General features: G+C 70.3%; 22 protein-coding genes. 15 read left to right on the top strand and 7 right to left on the bottom strand.

Going from position 1 to position 17,251, the window contains the following annotated elements:
- Positions 1-422: 422 nt before the first annotated feature.
- Both ACGFW6_RS33290 and ACGFW6_RS33285 read left to right on the top strand, forming a co-directional pair.
- The gene (locus tag ACGFW6_RS33290; protein WP_393518320.1) at positions 423-1,238 is read left to right on the top strand and encodes a helix-turn-helix domain-containing protein; all 816 of its coding nucleotides are present in this window, start codon (positions 423-425) and stop codon (positions 1,236-1,238) included.
- Positions 1,235-1,435 (top strand): DUF397 domain-containing protein, encoded by a 201-nt coding sequence (locus tag ACGFW6_RS33285; protein WP_393518317.1) that lies wholly within the window; start codon positions 1,235-1,237, stop codon positions 1,433-1,435. The genes ACGFW6_RS33290 and ACGFW6_RS33285 overlap by 4 nt, the downstream gene beginning before the upstream one ends.
- Before the next feature lie 103 nt (positions 1,436-1,538).
- Here the strand turns inward: ACGFW6_RS33285 and ACGFW6_RS33280 are convergent, their stop codons facing one another.
- The 6 genes from ACGFW6_RS33280 to ACGFW6_RS33255 all read right to left on the bottom strand — a co-directional run bounded on the left by ACGFW6_RS33280 (position 1,539) and on the right by ACGFW6_RS33255 (position 7,201).
- Entirely contained in the window at positions 1,539-2,981 is a 1,443-nt protein-coding gene (locus ACGFW6_RS33280; RefSeq protein WP_393518314.1) for an ATP-binding protein, read from the bottom strand.
- Positions 2,978-3,715 (bottom strand): response regulator transcription factor, encoded by a 738-nt coding sequence (locus tag ACGFW6_RS33275; RefSeq protein WP_393518311.1) that lies wholly within the window; start codon positions 3,713-3,715, stop codon positions 2,978-2,980. Before ACGFW6_RS33275 ends, ACGFW6_RS33280 begins: the two co-directional genes overlap by 4 nt.
- Positions 3,716-3,800: 85 nt before the next feature.
- Positions 3,801-3,995, bottom strand: a complete 195-nt coding sequence (locus ACGFW6_RS33270) for a hypothetical protein (RefSeq protein WP_393518309.1) — start codon at positions 3,993-3,995, stop codon at positions 3,801-3,803.
- 39 nt (positions 3,996-4,034) lie between these two features.
- Positions 4,035-5,060: a S1C family serine protease gene (locus ACGFW6_RS33265; protein WP_393518306.1), complete on the bottom strand. Its 1,026-nt coding sequence runs from the start codon at positions 5,058-5,060 to the stop codon at positions 4,035-4,037.
- A gap of 211 nt (positions 5,061-5,271) precedes the next feature.
- Complete coding sequence (locus tag ACGFW6_RS33260) at positions 5,272-6,294, bottom strand: LacI family DNA-binding transcriptional regulator (RefSeq protein WP_393518303.1); 1,023 nt, start codon at positions 6,292-6,294, stop codon at positions 5,272-5,274.
- A 127-nt stretch (positions 6,295-6,421) separates the two neighbouring features.
- Positions 6,422-7,201, bottom strand: a complete 780-nt coding sequence (locus tag ACGFW6_RS33255; RefSeq protein WP_393518300.1) for a winged-helix domain-containing protein — start codon at positions 7,199-7,201, stop codon at positions 6,422-6,424.
- 171 nt (positions 7,202-7,372) lie between these two features.
- Here ACGFW6_RS33255 and ACGFW6_RS33250 point away from each other — a divergent pair, with 171 nt between their 5' ends.
- The 8 genes from ACGFW6_RS33250 (at position 7,373) to ACGFW6_RS33215 (ending at position 12,819) form a co-directional block, all read left to right on the top strand.
- Complete coding sequence (locus ACGFW6_RS33250) at positions 7,373-8,260, top strand: alpha/beta hydrolase (protein WP_393518297.1); 888 nt, start codon at positions 7,373-7,375, stop codon at positions 8,258-8,260.
- A gap of 63 nt (positions 8,261-8,323) precedes the next feature.
- Positions 8,324-8,578 (top strand): MoaD/ThiS family protein, encoded by a 255-nt coding sequence (locus tag ACGFW6_RS33245; protein WP_346181720.1) that lies wholly within the window; start codon positions 8,324-8,326, stop codon positions 8,576-8,578.
- A gap of 1 nt (position 8,579) precedes the next feature.
- On the top strand, positions 8,580-9,956 hold the full coding sequence (locus ACGFW6_RS33240; RefSeq protein ID WP_393518293.1) for a hypothetical protein: 1,377 nt from the start codon (positions 8,580-8,582) through the stop codon (positions 9,954-9,956).
- Between the two features lie 159 nt (positions 9,957-10,115).
- Positions 10,116-10,853 carry a DUF2993 domain-containing protein gene (locus ACGFW6_RS33235; RefSeq protein WP_393518290.1) on the top strand — a complete coding sequence of 246 codons (738 nt, stop codon included), beginning with the start codon at positions 10,116-10,118 and terminating at the stop codon, positions 10,851-10,853.
- Between the two features lie 201 nt (positions 10,854-11,054).
- Complete coding sequence (locus tag ACGFW6_RS33230; protein ID WP_350751515.1) at positions 11,055-11,135, top strand: Ms5788A family Cys-rich leader peptide; 81 nt, start codon at positions 11,055-11,057, stop codon at positions 11,133-11,135.
- A gap of 127 nt (positions 11,136-11,262) precedes the next feature.
- Positions 11,263-12,102 (top strand): sulfurtransferase, encoded by an 840-nt coding sequence (locus tag ACGFW6_RS33225; protein ID WP_393518287.1) that lies wholly within the window; start codon positions 11,263-11,265, stop codon positions 12,100-12,102.
- 63 nt (positions 12,103-12,165) lie between these two features.
- Positions 12,166-12,453: a DUF1416 domain-containing protein gene (locus tag ACGFW6_RS33220; RefSeq protein WP_030957144.1), complete on the top strand. Its 288-nt coding sequence runs from the start codon at positions 12,166-12,168 to the stop codon at positions 12,451-12,453.
- Positions 12,454-12,555: 102 nt separating this feature from the next.
- Positions 12,556-12,819, top strand: coding sequence for a DUF3099 domain-containing protein (locus ACGFW6_RS33215; RefSeq protein ID WP_393518284.1), 264 nt, complete (start codon positions 12,556-12,558; stop codon positions 12,817-12,819).
- An 8-nt stretch (positions 12,820-12,827) separates the two neighbouring features.
- On the opposite strand, the gene ACGFW6_RS33210 is transcribed toward ACGFW6_RS33215, so the two are convergent.
- The gene (locus ACGFW6_RS33210; RefSeq protein WP_380859795.1) at positions 12,828-13,190 is read right to left on the bottom strand and encodes a DsrE family protein; all 363 of its coding nucleotides are present in this window, start codon (positions 13,188-13,190) and stop codon (positions 12,828-12,830) included.
- Between the two features lie 187 nt (positions 13,191-13,377).
- Here ACGFW6_RS33210 and ACGFW6_RS33205 point away from each other — a divergent pair, with 187 nt between their 5' ends.
- The 5 genes from ACGFW6_RS33205 (at position 13,378) to ACGFW6_RS33185 (ending at position 17,250) form a co-directional block, all read left to right on the top strand.
- Entirely contained in the window at positions 13,378-14,145 is a 768-nt protein-coding gene (locus ACGFW6_RS33205) for a hypothetical protein (protein ID WP_393518281.1), read from the top strand.
- Positions 14,142-15,020, top strand: a complete 879-nt coding sequence (locus tag ACGFW6_RS33200) for a hypothetical protein (protein WP_393518278.1) — start codon at positions 14,142-14,144, stop codon at positions 15,018-15,020. Before ACGFW6_RS33205 ends, ACGFW6_RS33200 begins: the two co-directional genes overlap by 4 nt.
- A complete protein-coding gene (locus ACGFW6_RS33195; RefSeq protein WP_393518275.1) occupies positions 15,017-15,901 on the top strand; it encodes a hypothetical protein in 885 nt (294 codons plus the stop codon). The genes ACGFW6_RS33200 and ACGFW6_RS33195 overlap by 4 nt, the downstream gene beginning before the upstream one ends.
- A 226-nt stretch (positions 15,902-16,127) precedes the next feature.
- Entirely contained in the window at positions 16,128-16,703 is a 576-nt protein-coding gene (locus tag ACGFW6_RS33190) for an FABP family protein (RefSeq protein ID WP_393518272.1), read from the top strand.
- 94 nt (positions 16,704-16,797) lie between these two features.
- A complete protein-coding gene (locus tag ACGFW6_RS33185) occupies positions 16,798-17,250 on the top strand; it encodes a Fur family transcriptional regulator (RefSeq protein WP_380859781.1) in 453 nt (150 codons plus the stop codon).
- Position 17,251 lies beyond the last annotated feature (1 nt).

Genomic DNA, 17,251 nt, shown 5'->3' with positions numbered 1-17,251 from the left:
GGCGGCGTCGATGCCATAGGCGGCGACCCAGAGGGTGCGGCGACGTTGCAGGATCCGCTCACGCTCACAGGGGCACACGTGGGTGCGGTGACGGACCAACGGCCGTTGCGCGGGCGGGGGTTGGGGTGGGGCCGCCCGGTGTCGCCCCTGGGTCGGCAGCAGTGCTCGTACGAGTGCATTCAGTAGCGATTCGATGAGCCGGGCGGTACGTTCACGCATGTCGGCGGTCTCTCCTTCAGGGCATACGTCGGCCACGCCCCCGAGCCGAGTGCCATCGGCTGCGGGGGTTTCGTCATGGCGGACGGGGCTGACGAGCGGTGATCACCGTTCGTGTCTCGATGGTCACAGGTGAGACGTACGCTGCGGAAGAGGGTTGGTGTTGTCTGCGGCGCCAGGCAACGGGGAGGGGTGACGGAGGCGAAGTGGTTGACGAAGAGCGCGAGTCGGGGCGGATTGTGCTTGGCCGAACGCTGAAGTTCCTGCGGGAGAAGGCGGGGAAGTCGCTGGGGCAACTCGCCGACGACACCGGGTACGACAAGAGCTACCTGAGTCGGCTGGAGTCGGGAGGCCGACTCTCCAAGGTGACGGTCATGGAGGATCTGGACGGGTACTACGGGTCCGGTGACCTGCTAGTCAGCCACTGGAAGGCAGCGCGCCTGGACGCGTTCATGGACCAGTTCAAGCGGTTCATGGAGCTGGAGGCGACGGCGCGGATCATGTGGAAGTTCTCGCTGGGCGTGCCTGGGCTTCTACAGACCGAGGACTTCGCCAGGGAGGTGTTGTCTGGCCTCCAGGCAACACCTGAGGACGACGGCTGGGTCGAGGAGCAGGTCGCGGCTCGCATCGGAAGGCAGTACCTGCTGCGGCAGAAGCCGGAACCCAACGTCCGCATCATCATGGACGAGTTCGCGCTCCGACGCCCCGCCGCACTTCGGAAGACGTGGGAGGACCAACTGCTTCGCATCGAGGCCGTCGCGATGTGGCCGAACGTGACGCTTCAAGTGCTGCCCTTTACTGCCGGGGTACACCACCACATGCAGGGATCGCTCACTCTGCTGTGGCAGAAGGACGGGAGCGGTGTTGCCTACACGGAAGGCAACACCGGGGGCGAGCTGACCGAGGAATCGGACGGCGTCTTGGGGCACCGATTGTCCTACGATCGGCTCCGGGACCTCGCTTTGCCCCCGTCGGACTCGCTCGCGTTCATCCGGGACGTACTGGAGGAGCACAGATCATGAAGCAGACCCCCGACCTCAGCGCCGCCGCCTGGCGCAAGTCCAGCTACAGCGCCGGGGGAGACAACAACTGCGTCGAGGTCTCCGACGACCACCCCGGCATAGTCCCCGTCCGGGACAGCAAGCGCCCGGACGACGGCCCCGTACTCGTCTTCACGGCGACTTCCTGGACGTCCTTCCTGGCCGGCGTCAAGAGCTAGCCGGGCGGTTCTGTCGGCTCAGGTGGATGGCGTGGAGCAGGGTGCCGACCGCCGCCGTCGCCACCGCCGGAGGGCATCGAGATGACGGTCTGGATCACGACGGTTAAGACGCCGAGTCCGGTGGCGGAGTCGGGGCGCCGGGCAAGCGTAGGGTCGCGATGGTTCCGCCGCCCTCCGCTTGGCTCAGCGTCACGTTGCCTCCGGCCTGCTCGATCGTGCGGGCCACGATGGACAGGCCCAGGCCTGAGCCGGGCAGTGCTCGGGCTGATGGCGAGCGCCAGAAGCGGTCGAAGACGTAAGGGAGTTCGTCGGCGGGGATGCCGGGGCCGTGGTCGCGGACGGTCAGGACGCCGTCGTGCAGGGCGACCTCGATCGTGCCGGCCTCGGGGCTGAACTTCACCGCGTTGTCGAGGATGTTGACCACGGCGCGTTCGAGGGCCGCCGGTTCCGCCCGTACGTACCAGGGCTGGATGTCGGCGGTGATCGTCAGCTCCGGGCCGCGGAGCCGGGCCCGGCGCAGGGCCGCCTCCACCGTGTCCTCCAGCGAGATCACCTGGACGCGCTCACCCCGCTGCCCCTCCGAGCGGGCCAGCTCCTGCAGATCGCCTATGAGCGCCGCAAGTTCCGTCATCTGCGCTTTCACCGACGCCAGCAGGGCCTTGCGGTCCGCCTCGGGGATGGGGCGTCCGGTCTCCTCGCTGCGGGTGAGGAGTTCGATGTTCGTGCGCAACGACGTCAGCGGTGTACGCAGCTCGTGGCCCGCGTCCGCGATGAGCTGCTGCTGCAGCTCGCGGGAGCTCGCCAACGCCGAGGTCATGGAGTTGAAGGAACGGGACAGCCGGGCCACCTCGTCCTCGGCCTCGTCCTCCACCGGGATGCGGATGTTCAGATCCTCGGTGCGGGCGACGTGTTCCACGGCCTCGGTGAGCTTGTCGACTGGACGCAGACCGGCACGGGCCACGGCGAGACCGGCGGCACCAGCACCGAGCACTCCTACGCCGGAGACGAGGAGGAGGATGAGGGCCAGCTCGTTGAGGGTCTTCTGCGTGCTTTTCAAGGACACGGCCACGACGAGCCCGACGTTCGGACCGTCCTCCCCGGAAGGGGTGGCGGTGCCGCCGAGCGGTCGGGTGAGCACGCGGACGTCGGTGCCGTCCCCGGCTGTGCCGTTGCGGAAGTAGACCTTGTCCGTGTGACCGTCCTTGATGGCGGTCTTGTCCGCCGAGTTGACTTGTACCGTTGCCGCGGAGTCCTGAAGGACGCAGACGGTGCCGTCCTCCTGGACCAGCTGGGAGTACGTGTTCCGGAAGACGCCGGTGCCGTACGGGGTCTCGGTGCAATTGGTGAGCGCGTCCTGCAGCTGGCCAGGCATCCTCATCGACGCCTTCTTGAGATCGTCGTCGACCTGCTCGTACAGCTTCCCCTGCACAATGAACCAACAGGTAACCGAAACCGCCGCCACCGCGAACGCCACCGCCGCCGCCACCAGCAGCGCCAGTCGGGACCGGATCGGCAGGGAGCGGAAGCGGCGTAGGACCTTGCTCACTCGGCGCCGCCCTGTCGCAGGACGTACCCCACACCCCGCACCGTGTGCACGAGCCGCGGCTCGCCGCCCGCCTCGGTCTTGCGGCGCAGATACATGACGTAGACGTCCAGCGAGTTCGACGACGGCTCGAAGTCGAAGCCCCAGACCGCCTTCAGGATCTGCTCACGCGTCAGCACCTGGCGCGGATGCGCCATGAACATCTCCAGCAGCGTGAACTCGGTACGGGTCAGCTCCACCGGCCGCCCGGCCCGCGTGACCTCCCGTGTCGCGAGGTCCATGCGCAGGTCGGCGAAGGTCAGCGCCTCGTCCTCGTCGGCCGCTCCCGCCCCGGCCGCCGCCGCGTACGAGCTGCGGCGCAGCAGCGCGCGGACCCGGGCGAACAGCTCGTCCAGTTCGAACGGCTTGACGAGGTAGTCGTCGGCCCCCGCGTCCAGCCCGGTGACACGGTCACCGACCGTGTCGCGGGCCGTCAGCATCAGGATCGGCGTGGTGTCACCGGCGCCGCGGATGCGCCGGGCGGCGGTCAGGCCGTCCATGCGGGGCATCTGGATGTCGAGGACCACGAGGTCGGGCCGGTAGGAGGTGGCCTTGTCCAGGGCGTCCGCGCCGTCGACCGCGACCTCGGTGTCGTACCCCTCGAAGGCGAGGCTGCGCTGGAGTGCTTCGCGCACCGCCGGCTCGTCGTCGACGATCAGGATGCGCTGGGGGTCACGGTCGCCATCGGCGGGGCTCATGGGCTCGGATCCTCGGGTGCGGTGGGAAAGGGGGCGGGATGCGGGGCGGCTGAGCGAGCTCGAACGCCTTCAGCCTCGCACGCCTTCAGCCTCGTACGGTACGGCGGCGGCCGCGGGCCGTGGCGGTCCTGCGACCCGCGCGGGGGCCGGCGGTCGCCAGCTCCGGCGCCCTGGACGGAGCCGTCGGCGCGTGCAGTGCGCCGGCGACCTCCAGGGCCAGGGCGATGTCGGCGGCGCCGGCGGGCATGCCGGCCGTGGTGTGCTCGACCTGTGTGATCATGACGTGCTCCTCAGCTGGTGCGACTCGCTCGGACGGGGCTCAGTTCTGCGAACCCGACCGCAGCTTCGCCAGGTCGGCCTTGACGGTGTTGATCGGGATGGCGAAGCCGAGGCCCACGCTGCCCGCGTCGGAGGAACCCGAACCGGCGGCCGAGTACATCGCCGAGTTGATCCCGATGATGTTGCCGTTCATGTCGATCAGCGCGCCGCCGGAGTTGCCCGGGTTCAGGGAGGCGTCGGTCTGGAGCGCCTTGTACGTCGTCGTGGACGAGCCGGTGTCGCCGTTGAACTGCTGACCGCCGAACTCGAAGGGCCACTGCCCGTTGCCGCCGCCCCCCTGCTGCTGGCCCTCGTCGGTGGAGACCGTGACGTCCCGGTTGAGCGCGGAGACGATGCCGCTGGTGACGGTGCCGGTCAGGCCCTCGGGGGAGCCGATCGCCACGACCTCGTCGCCGACCTGGACCCCGTCGGAGTTGCCGAGGGTGGCCGCGGTCAGCCCGGAGGCGTTCTGCAGCTTGATCAGCGCCAGGTCCTTGCTGCTGTCGGTGCCGACGACGTCGGCGGTGTACTCCTTGCCGTCGCTGGTGGTCACCTTGACCGTGGAGGCGCCGGAGACGACGTGGTTGTTGGTGATGATCTCGCCGTCACCGGTGATGATCACGCCGGAGCCGGTGGAGGAACCGGCGTTGGACTGGGCGTTGATCTCGACGATGCTCGGGCTGACCGCCTTGGCGACCCCGGAGACCGTGCCCTTCTGGCTGGAGGGGACGACGTTGGCGCTGGTGGAGCTGGAGGTGGCGGCGGTGTCGTTGCCGGTGAGCTCCTGGATGCCGTAGGCCGTGCCGCCGCCGATCGCCGCGGCGACGATGGCCACGGCGGCGAGGAGGGCGACGGGCCCGCGCGGCCGGCGCCGCGACCTGGGCGGCTGGGCCACGGGCTCGGCGAGGAGAGCGGTGTGGGCCGACGGCTGGTGGGCCGGCGGGGGCGGCCACTCCGGGTTCACCGGGGAGGACGCGTGCTGGTACGGGTTCTCGTACTCGCCGCTGCGGCGGAAGCTCTCGGTCATGACAATGAGCTTGTCGCCCGACCATGAGAGCTTCCTGAGTGCCGACTGAGAAGCCCGGCAGAAGGTCGTATGCCCGATGTAAAGACGGTTCTGGCGGCGAACGGAGCCTTCTCAGAATGGCTTCATGGAAGCGCCCCGAGAGGGGCGCGGGGAACTGCGCGAGACACCACGGGCGACCGCGAGCCGCCCGACGACACAGGACCCCGAGCTCCTAGGCGCAGCCGCACGACCGCCGGACGACGAGCCGCGACGGAAACACCTTCAACCGCTCCCGCCGGGATCCCGCGACCCGCAACCCGTCATCGAGGACCAGATCCACGGCGGCGCGAGCCATCGCCGATCGGTCGGAGGCGATGGTCGTGAGCGGCGGATCCGCCAGCGCCGCCTCCTTGATGTCGTCGAACCCGGCGACGGCCAGCTCCTCCGGCACGTCGATCCGCAGCTCGCGCGCCGCGCGCAGCACACCGATGGCCTGGTCGTCGGTGGAGCAGAAGATCGCCGGCGGCCGCTTCGGCCCGGCCAGCAGGTCCAGCGCTATGCGGTACGCGTCGTAGCGGTTGTACGGCGCCTCGAACAGCCGTCCCTCCGTGGGGATCCGCGCCTCCGCCATCGCGCGCCGCCAGCCCTCGACGTGGTCGGAGACCGGGTCGCCGACCGCCGGGGTCTCCGCGGTGCCGCCCATACAGGCGACGTAGTCGTAGCCGTGCTCGAGGAGGTGACGTACGGCGAGCTGGGCGCCGCCCAGGTCGTCGGTGACGACGGCGACGTCGTCGATGGCCTCGGGCCGCTCGTGCAGCAGCACGACCCGGGCGTCCCACGCCTCGATCTCGGCGGCGGCCAGGTCGTTCAGCGCGTGCGAGACGAGGATGAGCCCGGAGACCCGCATGCCGAGGAACGCCCGCAGATAGTGGACCTCGCGCTCGCCGACGTAGTCGGAGTTGCCGACGAGGACCATCTTTCCGCGCTCGGCCGCGGCCCACTCGACCGCGTGGGCCATCTCCCCGAAGAAGGGCTGGCGCGCGTCCGGGACGATCAGACCTATGAGATCCGTGCGCCGCGAGGCCATGGCCTGGGCGACCCGGTCGGGCCGGTAGCCCAGTTCCTTGATCGCGGCGAGAACGCGCTCGCGCGTGGCCGGGGCGACCGGCCGGGGTCCGTTGTTGATGACGTAACTGACGACGGCAGTGGAGGTCCCTGCCAGCCGTGCGACGTCATCGCGAGTCACCTTGGCCACGCGCGGAGTCTACGCGGATGGACCCCTTCTGGGCAGGGCGTGAAGGAGCTCCCTTGCCCCCCGGTGCCCGCTCTCCGGGCGCGAAGGGACGCAGGTGACGCCCCGCCCGGGCGTCCGTCGGGTCTTTCTAGGCCTCGGCCCGGACCTCGGCGCCCTCCCGGGCGGCCGTTGCGTCCGCATCCTCCGGCTTTGCCTGGGCGGCCCTGGCCTTCGCCTCCTCGGCGGCCCGGTCGATCTTCTCCGGCGTAACGAATCGATAACCGACGTTCCGGACGGTTCCGATCAGCGACTCGTGCTCGGGCCCGAGCTTGGCGCGCAGCCGTCGTACGTGGACGTCGACCGTCCGGGTGCCGCCGAAGTAGTCGTAGCCCCAGACCTCCTGCAGGAGCTGCGCGCGCGTGAAGACGCGGCCGGGGTGCTGGGCGAGGTACTTGAGGAGCTCGAACTCCTTGAAGGTCAGGTCGAGGACCCGGCCCTTGAGCTTGGCGGAGTAGGTCGCCTCGTCGACCGACAGGTCGCCGTTGCGGATCTCCATGGGGGAGTCGTCGTTGACGATCTGCTGGCGGCCCATGGCGAGCCGCAGCCGCGCCTCGACCTCGGCGGGGCCCGCGGTGTCGAGCAGGACGTCGTCGATGCCCCAGTCGGCGGTGACGGCGGCGAGGCCGCCCTCCGTCACGACGAGGACGAGCGGGCAGCCGGGCCCGGTGGAGCGGAGCAGCTGACACAGGCTGCGCACCTGCGGCAGGTCGCGGCGGCCGTCGACGAGGATGACGTCCGCGCCGGGGGTGTCGACGAGGGCGGGCCCTTCCGCCGGAGCCACGCGCACGTTGTGCAGCAGCAGGCCGAGTGCGGGGAGCACCTCCGTCGACGGCTGGAGGGCATTGGTCAGGAGCAGCAGAGAACTCATACGTCTGGTTCCTCCTCGGTCCCTGCGAGGACGTGGGCGGTACGGATCTGCTCTGCGATCCCGAAGGCCCCGTACACCTGCGGTTTCCCGCTTCGTATACAACGCTTCCGAAAGCACAAAAGGACCCGGGGGCTACGCTGCCCGAGTCCTCTGTCCAGCAGAATAGCCGACATGGGCGCTGGCACGGCAGGTCATGTGGCACGATCTACGGTTCGTCCGAACTCTGAGACGACCAGACGTACACCTTTGCGGACGTTTCTGCACACCGACGACGGCGTGACGATCGATTCCGTATACGACCCGGGTGCGGTCGTATACGACTCCTCGCGTCCACCTGCCGGTGACCTGGCGTTCGTCGTCGCCCACGGCTTCACCGGCGACGTCGACAAGCCGCATGTGCGCCGGGTCGCGCAGGCCCTCACCCGGCACGGTGGTGTCGTCACCTTCTCCTTCCGCGGCCACGGCGCGTCCGGCGGGCGCTCGACCGTGGGGGACCGCGAGGTGCTCGACCTGGCGGCCGCGGTGCGCTGGGCGCGCGAGCTCGGGCACACGCGCGTGGCGACCGTCGGCTTCTCCATGGGCGGCTCGGTGGTGCTGCGGCACGCGGCGGTGTACGGCCGTACGGGTGTCGGCGCGGCGGAGGTCGGGTCGTCGGGCCGGAGCGGGGCGGGCACCGACGCGGTGGTGTCCGTGAGCGCCCCGGCACGCTGGTACTACCGGGGCACGCCCCGGATGCGCCGGCTGCACTGGCTGGTGACCCGGCCCGAGGGGCGTCTGGTGGGCCGCTACGGATTCCGTACCCGGATCCACCACCGCGGCTGGGACCCGGTGCCGATGTCCCCGGTCCAGGCGGTGCCGCACATCGCCCCGACGCCGCTGCTGATCGTGCACGGCGACCTGGACGGCTACTTCCCCCTCGACCACCCCCGCATGCTGGCCGACGCCGCCGGTGACCACGGCGAACTCTGGCTCGAGCCCGGTATGGGGCACGCCGAGCACGCGGCCGCCGACGACCTGCTGGCCAGGATCGGGGACTGGGCCGCCGGCCGGGCGGGCTAGCCTGGGCGATGCTCACCGCCCGCGCTTCCCGGCGGTGACCATGTCGATCGATTGAGGAACCAGATGGCAAAGGTCACGGTGCGCTACTGGGCCGCCGCGAAGGCCGCAGCCGGGGTCGCCGAGGAGCCGTACGACGCGGCCACGCTCGCCGAGGCGCTCGACGCGGTGCGTGCGCGACACCCCGGGGAACTGACGCGCGTACTGCGGCGATGCTCGTTCCTCATCGACGGTGACCCCGTGGGCACCCGCGGACATGAGACGGTACGGCTGGCCGACGGCGGCACGGTCGAGGTGCTCCCGCCGTTCGCAGGAGGGTGAGATGACCAACCAGCCGTATGAGGGCGGGGCCCCCTATCAGGGTGCCCGGCACGGGTCCCAGCAGGACCACGAGGGCTACGACCCGTACCAGCGGCAGGAGCCGCAGGGATGGCCCGCCCAGCAGCAGCATGCGTACGACGATCCGCAGGCCGCCCAGCAGTACACGCAGCAGTGGCAGGGGCAGACCTGGGAGACCCAGGTGCACCAGCCGGTGCCGCCGGCCCCGGCGGAGGAGACGGCCTATCTGCCGCCGCAGGGCGCCGCGGCGGGCCCGTACGCCGGGTACCAGGGCGCCCCGCAGTACCAGGGCGGTGACCACCACGGCCCCTACGCGTCCGGCTACCAGGCGGACGGCTGGGACGGCACGCACCAGGCGCACGCCGGGCAGCAGCAGGTCCAGGCTCAGCAGCCGCACGCGCAGCCGCAGCACCAGCAGGTCCAAGCCCAGCAGCCGCACGCGCAGCCGCAGCACCAGCAGGTCCAGGCCCAGCAGCAGCAGTTCCAGACCCAGGCTCAGCAGCACGCGCAGCCGCAGCCGGAGCCCCAGGCGCCCCGGTCCTCCGACGCGGAGGCCGAGCAGGGCGACGGGGACGGCTACGGGCCCGCGACCCTCGCCGGGAACCCCCGGATCACCGACGCCCAGCGGGCCCGGCTCGAGGGCCGTTCCCCGATCATCGAGCCGGGGATACAGCCTGCCGGGCTCACCGCGCTGCTCGGGCTGCTGCTCGCGTCGGCGGCGGCGATCGGGTCGTACGCGCTCCTCGTCCCCCTGGTCGCGCTGCAGGCGGTGACGGCGGCCGGCTGGTTCCGGCTGAACGGCATGTGGCCGGCACGGCAGGGCATCGCGCTCGCCTTCGCGGGGGCGGTGACGGCGGACGTCGCGCTGCTGGCCGCCGACCGCGCGCCCGCGGCGATCCTCGGCACCCTGGGTGTCTGGGTGCTGCTCACGCTGGTCCTCCAGCTCCGTTCGCACGCCGACCCGGACGAGCGGATGTACGGCCTGATGGCGACGGTGGCCTCGGCGGCCCTGTCGATCATCGCGTCCGGATATCTCGCCGCCGAGGCGGACGCGGTGACCGTGGGCGCGGTGGCGGTCGCCGTCGCGGTCGTGGTCCGCGCGCTGCCGTTGCCGACGCCCGCCTCCGTGGCGGCCGCGCTGCTCGCGGGCGCGGGTGCCGGGGCCGTCGTCGGCGCCATGACCGGTGTCGGATCCGGCGGGGCGCTGCTCGGCGGCGGCGCGGCACTCTGCGCGCTCATCGGGCACCGCGTCGCCAGTTACGACTACCCGTCCCGCTTCGTGCACTTCACGGCGGGCGTCGCCCTGCCGCTGGCCGCCGCGGCGCCGGCGGTCTACGTCCTCGGGCGGGCGCTCGGCTGAGACGCAAGGGCCCGGCCTGTCACAGGTGATCGACAATCTCCCGGCCGGGCCACGCCCCGGGGTTACTCTCGCGCTGGACGGTCACCCGGTCGTCCGTGACCGTCGTCGTCCGTTCACCAGCGCCGTCGACGACCGCTCAGGTGGGGGGAACACCACAACATGCGCGCCCTGCGGATACTGCTCATAGTCGGCGTGATCCTGGTCGGCCTGTTCGTGCTGGCCGACCGGCTCGCCGTCGGGTTCGCCGAGGACGAGGTGGCCGACAAGCTCCGGACCCGCGAGAACCTCGCGGACGCCCCGGACGTGTCCATCAAGGGCTTCCCGTTCCTCACCCAGGTCGCGAGCGGCTCGCTGGACGACGTCGAGGTCGGCATCAAGGACTACGAGGCCACCGCGGGCGCCGAGGGCACGTCGATCCGGATCGCCGACCTCAACGCGAACATGAAGGGCGTCGAGTTCTCCGGCGACTACAGCTCCGCCACCGCCGCGAGCGCCACCGGCACGGCGTCGGTCAGCTACGCCGAGCTGCTGAAGGCCGCCAAGTCCGAGCCCACCCAGGTCGCGCCCGGCGTCACCGCCAACGTCGTCGGCCTGTCGGACGGCGGCAACGGCAAGATCAAGGTCGCCGTCGAGGCCACCGTCCTCGGCACCAAGCTGCCCAACCCGGTCTACGTCCTCAGCTCGGTCACCGCCCAGGGCGACACCGTCCGGGTGAAGGCGGACACGCTGCCCGACTTCGGCGGCGCCGACATCGCCGAGAACCGCGCCCGCGCGATCACCGACTTCCAGCAGCAGATCGACGGCCTGCCCGGCGGCATCCAGCTCGACAGCGTCCAGGCGGCGAAGGACGGCGTCGAGATCGCGGTGAAGGGTTCGAACGTCCGCCTCGCCGGGTAGTACGGCGGGCGGTGGTGGACGCACTACGTCCAATTAGCGAGACGGCGTCGTCCGTACCGCAGATGTGATGCGCGCCGCACGGGGCCGGAACCGGTGCGGCAGCGGTCCTCACAGACTCTCCATCCCATATTCCGGACGATCGCGTCTCAGAATACGACACACCGGTGACACGCGCGCCTGTCCCTCCCTACGATCGAGGTCATGAAGCGACAGGCGGATCTCACGAAGCGGCGGGCAGTAGACCTCTGCCGCGTTGCCGCCATGCTCTGTCGCCCCTTCTGAGCGGAAGCTCCGACTTCCGCGTTTCCCCCTGCCCTGACCAGGGCACAGGTGCGCCGTCTCGGCATGAGCCCGCGTACCCCCTCGCATCTCGCACGCCCCGCCGCAACTGCCCCGGAGGAGAAAGAGCATGAGCCGCAGCGACGTCCTCGTCGACGCCGACTGGGTCCAGGAGAACCTGGACAACGCCGACATCGCGATCGTGGAGGTGGACGAAGACACGTCCGCCTACGAGAAGAACCACATCAAGAACGCGATCCGCATCGACTGGACCAAGGACCTGCAGGACCCGGTCCGCCGCGACTTCATCGACCAGGAGGGCTTCGAGAAGCTCCTGTCGGCGAAGGGCATCGCCAACGACACGCTGGTGATCCTCTACGGCGGCAACAACAACTGGTTCGCGTCCTACGCCTACTGGTACTTCAAGCTCTACGGCCACGAGAACGTCAAGCTTCTCGACGGCGGCCGCAAGAAGTGGGAGCTGGACGCCCGCGAGCTGGTCGAGGAGGTCCCGGAGCGCGCCGAGACCGTCTACAAGGCCAAGCCGCAGAACACCGCCATCCGCGCCTTCCGCGACGACGTCGTGGCGGCCATCGGTGCGCAGAACCTCGTCGACGTCCGTTCGCCCGACGAGTTCTCCGGCAAGCTGCTCGCCCCGGCCCACCTGCCGCAGGAGCAGTCCCAGCGTCCGGGCCACGTCCCGAGCGCCCGCAACATCCCGTGGTCGAAGAACGCCAACGACGACGGCACCTTCAAGTCGGACGACGAGCTCAAGGAGCTCTACGCCGAGGAGCAGGTCGACCTGGCGAAGGACACCATCGCCTACTGCCGTATCGGTGAGCGCTCCGCGCTGACCTGGTTCGTGCTGCACGAGCTGCTCGGCGTGGAGAACGTCAAGAACTACGACGGCTCCTGGACCGAGTACGGCTCCCTCGTCGGCGTGCCGATCGAGCTCGGCGCCAACAAGTAACCCAGCCCCGCAAGCAGACCCGACCGGCCTTCCTTCCGGTCAGACCCCAATCTGGAGAAAGACATGTGTGGAGCGAAGGCCGGCGGCCCCGACGCCTCGACGATCAAGCCCGGTGAGACCACCATCCAGGGTCAGGTGACCAAGGACGGCGAGCCCGTCGTCGGCTACGTCCGACTGCTGGACTCGACCGGCGAGTTCACCGCGGAGGTCCCCACCTCCGCCACGGGCCAGTTCCGCTTCTACGCGGCGGAGGGCACCTGGACCGTCCGCGCCCTGGTCCCCGGCGCCACCGCCGACCGCACGGTCGTCGCGCAGCACGGTGGCCTCGCGGAGGTCGCGATCGCGGTCTGACGCGACCGGGTTCCCGAAGGGCCGCATCCCAAGGGTTGGACGCCGGGGATGCGGCCCTTCGGCATGCCCGCGGCCCGGCGATTCCGGGCCTACCCTGGACGTATGTACGCACGGCGACGTCATCTCTACTTCGCCATGATGGGGATCTGCATCGCGCTCTTCGTCCTGGCGTGGGGCGTCGTACGCCTGTGGTCGATCCCGGTGGCCGTGGGCATGTGCGTGGTCGCCATGGTCATCCCGCCGCTCGCCGCGATGGTCGCCAACCGGCGGGGGCCGGAGGACCGCTGGTGGGACGACCCCTCCGGCGACCCGAAGTCCGACGAGTGGTGGGACGAGCTCGACGGCAAGAAGCGCCCCCACCCGTAGCGGTCGTCTCAGTAGACGAGCGCCTGCGTCTCGTCCGCCAACGCCTCCTGCACGAACACCTGCGCGCCCGCGATGCGGACGCCCTCGATGACGTCCTTCTCCGTGATGTCCCGGCGAGCCGCGCACTGGGTGCACAGGGTGAGCCGGCCCGCCGCGAGGACGGAGTCGATGAGGTCGGGGAGCGGGGCGGCGTGCGGCAGTTCGAACTCGGCGGCCCGGCCCGGGAGGGCGAACCAGGCGGACTCGCCGGTCAGCCACACGGAGACGTCCACACCACTGGCCACGGCCACCGCCGCGACCGTGAACGCCTGTGAGCACCGTTCGGGGGCGTCGGCCCCCGCCGTCACCTTGATCACCAGCTTCTTGGCCATGGCCGAATCGTAATCAACCCCGTTACAACCTCGGGCATCACCTGTCGGTCTCCTGGGCGCAACGCATACGGAATGCGTGCTTCACGTTCTGTGGGGGGACGTCTTGGATGTACCCGAAGAAGTAGGAGAGGCGGGAGAAGCGGCTGACGCGCCGCTTGTGCCGCCCGCGCCGCCCGCGCCGCCCGCCGTGGACGGAACCGGGAGCGCGGAGGATCCCGGTCCGTCCGAGGAGGAGCCCGCCGCTCCCCGGCCCCGCCGGCGCGGGCGTACGGCGCTGCTGATCGCCGCGGCCGTCGTGCTCGGGCTCGTCGGCGGGACCTGTGCCGGTTACCTCGTGCAGGCCGACCGCGAGCCCACGAAGCTGCCGCCGCTGTCCCAGCCCGTGGTCAAGCAGGCCAAGGGCGAGGCCGAGCCGCTGTCGGCCGCCGAGGACCGCCGCCTGAGGACCGACGGCGACCTGCGCAAGCTGCTGCTCCCGCGGCCCAAGGGCGCCCGGGACGCCCTGTTCGAGACCGGCACGGACGGCTGGATGGACCTCGCCGACTTCGCGGAGAACTACGAGAAGCCGGACGAGGTCTTCGGTGACCTCATCGGCGACGAGTTCCGCCGCGGCGCCGTCACCGGCTGGCGCACCGGCAGCACGTCCAGCGTCGAGATCCACCTGGTGCAGTTCCGCCAGGAGCAGGCCATGGCCGCCACCGACCACGCCGACGACGGTCACTACTGGGCCGAGGAGGAGTCGAACACCCGCAGCTGGGCCATCCCCGGCACGGGCGACGGCATGGCGTACGTGCACGACAGCCCCGAGCAGGAGGCCGGCTTCCTGCCGGTGTACTCGGCGGAGGCGCACGCCTGGCGCGGCGACATCGCGATGGACATCTGGATCTACGACACCAGGCCGATCTCCAAGGAGAAGATCATGGATCTCGCGAAGCGGCAGGTGGGCCGGCTGTGAACGAGACACCTGAGACTCCTGAGACCGCGCAGGGCCCTGAGACCGCGCAGGGCCCCGTGGCCGTGCCGAGCCCGGAGGCCGTGCAGAGCAGCCAGGAAGTCTCGCCGCCCGCCCGGAGGCGTCCGCGTTCCGGGCGTATCGCCGCCGTCGCCGGGACCGTCCTGCTGCTCGGTGCCGTCGTCGCCGGGGCCGGCTACACCGTCGTCACCGTCCAGGACGCCGACCGGGACGCGGGCCTGCCGACGTGGAAGTTCCCCAAGTCGGCCGCGGCGGACGACAGGGCCGAGAAGTCCGACCAGGCGGCCTCCGGGCTGCGCGGCCTGCTGCTGCCGTACGACGAGAAGGGCTACACCCCTGGCCCCGACCTCGGCGAGTTCGGTTCCGACGCCGAGCTCAGCGGCCGTCAGGCCTCCGAGCTGCGCAAGGAGTCCCTGAAGGACCTGCCTCGCAAGGAGCGCCGCCGACTGGAGAAGGAGCTCGACAAGAAGCCCATCGAGGGCATGGTGATGCGCAGCTACTTCAAGGCGGACGGCCAGGCCATCTACGACAAGAGGGCCTTCTTCGCCAGCGTGGTGCTGGCCCGTCTGGAGAGCCGTGCCGCCGCCAAGGACGTGGCGACCTCCCAGAACGAGTTCCTCTCCGCCCTCGGCCTCTTCCGCAAGGGGCCGAAGCTGGACGGCCACAAGAACGCCAAGTGCTTCCTGACGCCCAAGGGCATCGACCAGAAGCTCGACCGCGTGTACTGCGCGGGCTGGTCCGGAGACGTGCTGATCAGCGTGACCGCGTCCGGTGTCAGGCCGCTCGACCTGACCAGCATCGGGCTCTTCGTCACCGCCCAGCTCGACCGCATCGACGACCCGGGGAAGGCCGTATGACCGAGCAGCAGCCCATCGCGACGGCGCCCTCGGCAGACGTACCGCCGGTGTCCCCGGCAGACGTACCGCCGATGCCCGAGGCGCCCCCTGTAGTGGCCGTCGAACCTCCCGTGAAGAAGGACCGCCGTGTCCTGCGGGCCGTTCTGCGCTGGACGGCGGCCGTCGTCGTCCTCGCAGCCGTCGGCTCGTCCACCGCGTACGGCATCACACGGATGGACCGCACGGACGTACCCGGTCTCGCGACCGAGGCGGACGGCCGCTGGACCTACCCGGAGATCACCAAGCCGCCGCTGCCCTCCGGCAGCCCGGCCCCGTTCGCCGAGGCCAACGCGGCCGCGGCGCACTACGCCGACCTGCGTGCGCTGCTGCTGCCGGCGCCCGAAGGGGCCAAGGCCGACAAGGCGCTCCCGGGACGCGAGGGCTGGCTGGCGACGAAGGACTTCCTGTCGGTGTTCGAGTCGAAGGAGGACCGCGACGACCTCGGCCAGGTGCTGACGGACCACGGCCTGCGGCACGTCGCCGCGCGCGGCTGGACCACCCCGGACGGCACCCACACCCGGATCTACCTGCTCCAGTTCGACTCCGGACAGGTCGCCGACGTGCTCCAGCAGGACCACCTGACCAGCTACGACTCGCCCAACCACGCCCTGCGCGACGCCGCCCAGGTGCACACGGACGAGGAGTTCCCCAGCGAGGCGGTGGTCATGAACGTGCGGCACTACTCCTACACCGAGGCCAAGCCGTACGGAGCCGAGCAGGTCCGGCAGGTCTACCTGGTGTCCGGCGACGTCGTGGGCCTGGTGGTGCAGTCCCGCAAGGGCGGTGCGGCGGCCGTACCGTTCCAGCAGACGGTGATGCTGCAGAGCCAGCTGCTGGACTGACCTCGCGAGGGCCTACCTCACAAGGAGGGCCGGTCCCCGGCCGCGTAAGCTGGGGCCCGGCCCTGTACGTACCGCACAACCTCCGCTCAATCGAGGAGCACCCCGTGGAGATCTTCTTCGAAGCCCTGCTGGTCCTGGTCTGCGTCGGCGTCCTCGCCTTCGCCGGACTGACCGTGAAGAAGCTGTACCAGGGCCAGCGCTGACCCACGTCTAGGAAACGCCGCTCATGATCGAGATTCCGTCCGACCTCCACAAGGACCTCGTCCCGCTCGCCTTCCTGCTCGGCAACTGGGCCGGCGCGGGCGTGCACGACTTCCCGGGCTCCGAGAAGTGCAACTTCGGGCAGGAGGTCACCTTCACCCACGACGGCCGCGACTTCCTGGAGTACCAGTCCCACACCTGGGTCCTGGACAACGACGGGAACAAGGTCCGTCCCCTGGAGTCCGAGCACGGCTTCTGGCGCATCGACGCCGACCGCAAGGTCGAGGTGACGATGGTCCGCGACGACGGTGTCGTCGAGATCTGGTACGGCGAGCTGGCCGACAAGAAGCCCCAGATCGACCTGGTCACGGACGCCGTGGCCCGCACCGCCGCCTCCGGCCCCTACAGCGGCGGCAAGCGGCTGTACGGCTACGTCAAGAGCGACCTGATGTGGGTCGGCGAGAAGCAGACCCCCGAGGTCGAGCTGCGCCCCTACATGTCGGCCCACCTGAAGAAGGTCGTCACCCCGGAGGACGTCGAGCGCTGGGCCAAGGCCCTCCCGGACGACATGCCGGACGACGGCATCGCCTTCTTCAAGTAGGCGTCCGCCGTCTCCAGCAGGCATCCGCCGTCTTTCCACAGGCATCCGCCCTCTTCCAGGAGGCATCCGCCCGAGTGGCTCTAGACTTTCCGGTGTGGTGAGCACCGACTGGAAGAGCGACCTCAGGCAGCGCGGCTACCGGCTGACGCCTCAGCGTCAGCTTGTCCTGGAAGCCGTGGACACCCTTGAGCATGCGACCCCCGACGACATCCTCGTGGAAGTGAGGAAGACGGCGTCGGGGGTCAACATTTCCACCGTGTACCGGACCCTGGAGCTCCTGGAGGAGCTCGGGCTCGTCAGCCACGCCCACCTCGGGCACGGCGCGCCGACGTACCACCTCGCCGACCGCCACCACCACATCCACCTGGTCTGCCGCGACTGCACGAACGTCATCGAGGCCGATGTGTCGGTGGCCGCCGAGTTCACCGCCAAGCTGCGCCGAGAGTTCGGCTTCGACACCGACATGAAGCACTTCGCGATCTTCGGCCGGTGCAAGGACTGCGCGCACAAGGGTGCGAACGGCAAGAGTTCAACTACCGAGTCGTAGG

Origin of the sequence: Streptomyces sp. Y7 (assembly GCF_043195415.1) — a bacterium.
Classification (GTDB): Bacteria; Actinomycetota; Actinomycetes; order Streptomycetales; family Streptomycetaceae; genus Streptomyces.
Note: the sequence above shows the minus strand (reverse complement) of the source record. Positions and strands in the feature narration are given on the sequence as shown.